This is a genomic window from Collimonas humicola, assembly GCF_018304945.1.
Classification (GTDB): domain Bacteria; phylum Pseudomonadota; class Gammaproteobacteria; order Burkholderiales; family Burkholderiaceae_D; genus Collimonas; species Collimonas humicola.
Genome location: NZ_JAGQEE010000018.1, coordinates 1 through 3,699, shown reverse-complemented (window position 1 = coordinate 3,699; position 3,699 = coordinate 1). Strand labels below are relative to the sequence as shown.

The following is a 3,699-nucleotide window of genomic DNA, read 5'->3' as shown; positions in this document are numbered from 1 at the left end:
TGTTTTATGAAATTTTCAACAAGCACTTATAAAGAACACTCGATAAATCATTTCATTTCATAAAAACATAACTAAACACTCTTTAATTTTTTTCGAAATCGCCCTTATATTCGATGCATCTGGGTTTTCTATGGGGCGCGGGTGAGTTTGTATTGTGATCGATACTTTCTACGGCGTCTAGGCGATCCCAGCTGCGCCCCCCGGGCTAGGCGCCCCAACATTCCCGCGAACGCGGGAAGCCATTTTACGCAGCAACTGGATCCCTGTGTTCGCAGGGACGACAAGAAAATAGGCGTAACTCCTGTTCATCTTTCGACCCGCATAAATATAAACATCACATTATTGTGACTACCTACCACCGGAGGCATGCCGTGCCCGTATTGACCGACAACCAGAGCGAAGATGAGATTGCTACTCTTAACGCCACTATTGATGAACATATCAAAAACTATCTGACTGGGATGTCGCTTGATCTGAGTTGGGATGCTCCTGACCCGGCTAACCCGCCAGCCGATCCGATCCTCCATCTGTTCTTATACCTCATTCATGAGGATCTGGAGTTGCGTCATGGCGATACGCCACGTTATTTGCCGGAGAGTAGGCGTTTTGAGCCGCGCCGCGCCAACGTGCGCTGCCTGTATCTGGTGACCTATTGGGAAAAGGACGGTAGCGGCGGACGTGGCGGCGGTGCTCCGGCCTCAGCGCCAGACAGCCAAGCGGTAAGAGTACTAAACCGTGTCACTAAAGCGCTGCTCAGTATGCGTACCCATCCTGATCTGCAACACTGTTCGGTGCGCGTTATTGAGCCTGAAGCGCTCAATAGTCTGGGCAACTTCTGGCAGTCGCTGGGAGATAAGCCAAAGACCATTATCAATTTTGCCGTCACGCTTCCGATCAGCTTTGAAAAGCCCACGGATGTTGAAGTACCGATAGTGTACTCAAACGACGTCCAGCTCGGCCAAGGCAGTGGTTCTTGGGAGATTCAGTTAGAACACTATTTGCTGGAGGGGTTGCGCCAAGCCTTGCGGGATAGTAGCGTGCCTGTCAATGCTATGAGTAAGGTGGTGTTGCAGGTCACGCCGGTGCTCGATGCGTCCCGTGTTGCCAGAGAAAATCCGCCAAAGAAAGCAAACATCCAGGTCACCGGCGTGGCATTGGCTTCCGTGAAGGATCTTCTCGCGCCTCTGATTGAGACTTGGCAGGGCTCGACCGTCGACTTGGCTAACGAGTCAATTACTCTGCAAGAGGTGCAAAACACGATCATCGCTATTGCCGACCCGGTCCGCCATTAACATACCGGGTCGCCTAGATGCAACAGATGGGATTCGAGATCCCCATCAACTGAACGGGATTGGGGTTAAGGGGGGCTTTCTCAGGAAGGATTTTCTATGCCGCACGATGACGCCAAGCGTTCAATCCGCATCAAGAGCACGATTTCCGGCCAACGGAAAGAAAGTATGCTGAGATTAAGCGTAGATAACGAAAAGCCACTCCCCTTGCCGCAAGCGCGGGCGCTGTCGGAAGAGGAGAACTGGTCCTGTCTGCTGGCGCAGCTGGAGCGTATCGATTTAATGGTGCAGCGCGCCCTGCATCGCTTGCAATCGCACCCGGACGACAAGCACAACATGCAGGCGCTGGTGCAGGCGCCGGAAGAGGTCGAGGCCTTGATGGCGCAACCTCAGGGCAGACCGCATTGGGCCGTGCAGGAAGATGCGGATGCTGTTGCCGATCAGGAGGAGCCGGCCATGGAGAGCGGGCCGATTGCGCGCCACAGCCGCTTGGGGCAATTGATTGAACGTTTTGGCCTTTCTCCTTTCGAGCGCGATGTTTTATTGCTGGCCTTGCTGCCGTGGTTCGATGCGCGTTATTCGGTGCTGTTTTCTTTTATCCAGGATGACACCCGAAAACGCTTGCCGACCATCGATTTTGCGCTGAACGTATTGTGCCGCGATGGCATGGAGAAAACGGCGCAACTGGTCAGTCTGATGTCGCAAGCGCCATTGGTGCGGCATGGTTTGCTGACCCTGAAAAGTAAGAGCGACGCAGCCGGCCAGTGGGCCGACACTGTCCTGCAGACCGATAAAGAGCTCTATCACTATCTGGCCGGACACGAGACGCAGCGCGCGCGCGATTGTTTGCCGCCGCTATTGGCGCAGTGCGCCCAATGGCTGAAGCCACCGGAAAATTTGCCGGATCGCTATCCCGATCTGACCGCGCGCATTGTGCAGTTTTGCTTTGCCGGCGACATCCATGTCGCCTCGCCGAAGGCAACCCCCGTGCTGCTGCTGCGCGCGCATGCGGGACGCGGCCGCGGTGTCGCGGTGGCGACAGCCGCCGCCACGGCCGATCGGCAGGTGTTGAACCTGGATCTGGAATTATTGCCGAAAGAAGATGAAGACGCCTTGCACGTATTGTCGCTGGCTCTGCGCGAGACTCGCTTGCGGGCCGGGTGCCTGGTGTTGCGCTCGCTGCCGGCGATGGCGGAAGCGCGGCGCTGGCTGTTTGCGCAGTTTTCGGCCCGCATTGTCGATCACGGTTTGCCGCTGGTGTGCCTGACCGAGCCCCATGCGCCGCAGGTGTGGCTGGGCGATCTGCCGCAGCTGTTGCTGGACATGCCGGCGCGCTCATTGGCGGCAGACGAAGCCCTGCTGCGCGCGCAACTGAAGAAAGCCGGGGCGGCCGTGTCAACGGAGGCAACGCTGGATCTCGCTGCCTTGGTCAAGCGTTTTCATCTGTCTGCGGATACGCTCACCCACACCTTGCACGAAGCCGATCTGTATCGCGCGCAGCGCTCGCCCGCGGCGCTGCTGGCGATTGAGGATCTGTATGCCGCGTTTCGCCTACGTTCGCAGCAGAATTTCGGCAAGCTGGCGCAGCGCATCGCCCCGATGCGCGACTTTGACGACCTGATCATCAGCGACGACTTGCAGCAGCAACTCAAGGAAATTCTCGCCGCCATCAAGCATAAAGACCAGGTGCTGGCGCAAGGCTTCGGCCGCAAGGTAAGCTACGGCATCGGCATCAGCGCCTTGTTCCACGGCGATTCCGGCACCGGCAAGACTATGGTGGCGGAGGTGCTGGCGGGCGCCTTGGGTGTGGATTTGATCAAGATCGATTTGTCTACGGTCGTCAATAAATACATTGGCGAAACGGAAAAAAACATCTCCCGCATCTTTGATCTGGCCGCAGCCGATGCCGGTGTGCTGTTCTTCGACGAAGCCGACGCCTTGTTCGGCAAGCGCAGCGAAACCAAGGATGCGCACGATCGCCACGCCAATATCGAAGTGTCGTATCTGCTTCAACGCCTGGAAACCTACCCTGGCCTGGTGGTGCTGGCAACCAACAATCGCAGCCACTTGGATGAGGCCTTTACGCGCCGGCTGACCTTCATCACCCGCTTCCCCTTTCCGGATGCGACGCTGCGTGAACGTATGTGGCGCAGCATCTGGCCGCCACAGGTCGCGCTGGCGGACGACATCGATTTTGCTGCGCTGGCGCGCAAGGCCATCATTACCGGTGCCAATATCAGAAATACCGCCCTGTTGGCGACCTGGCTGGCTGCTGAGGAAGGTGCGCCCTGCGTCGGCAGTGGTCATGTGGCGCGAGCGCTGCAGCGGGAATTGGTCAAGATGGGGCGTTTGGCTTTGTAAGGAAAATGGGGACGATTGCCGTTTTGCGTTAAAAGGATTTGAATGCTCC

2 protein-coding genes are annotated in these 3,699 nt (G+C 57.0%); both read left to right on the top strand.

The window, feature by feature from the left end; genetic code table 11:
* The first annotated feature begins 371 nt into the window (after positions 1-371).
* Complete coding sequence (locus KHU30_RS24970; protein ID WP_211445290.1) at positions 372-1,292, top strand: Pvc16 family protein; 921 nt, start codon at positions 372-374, stop codon at positions 1,290-1,292.
* Between the two features lie 165 nt (positions 1,293-1,457).
* Positions 1,458-3,650: an ATP-binding protein gene (locus KHU30_RS24965; protein WP_211445289.1), complete on the top strand. Its 2,193-nt coding sequence runs from the start codon at positions 1,458-1,460 to the stop codon at positions 3,648-3,650.
* Positions 3,651-3,699 lie beyond the last annotated feature (49 nt).

Coding starts and splice junctions, on each gene's coding strand:
- KHU30_RS24965 (WP_211445289.1), top strand. CDS start 1,458: ATGCTGAGATTAAGCGTAGATAACGAAAAGCCACTCCCCTTGCCGCAA.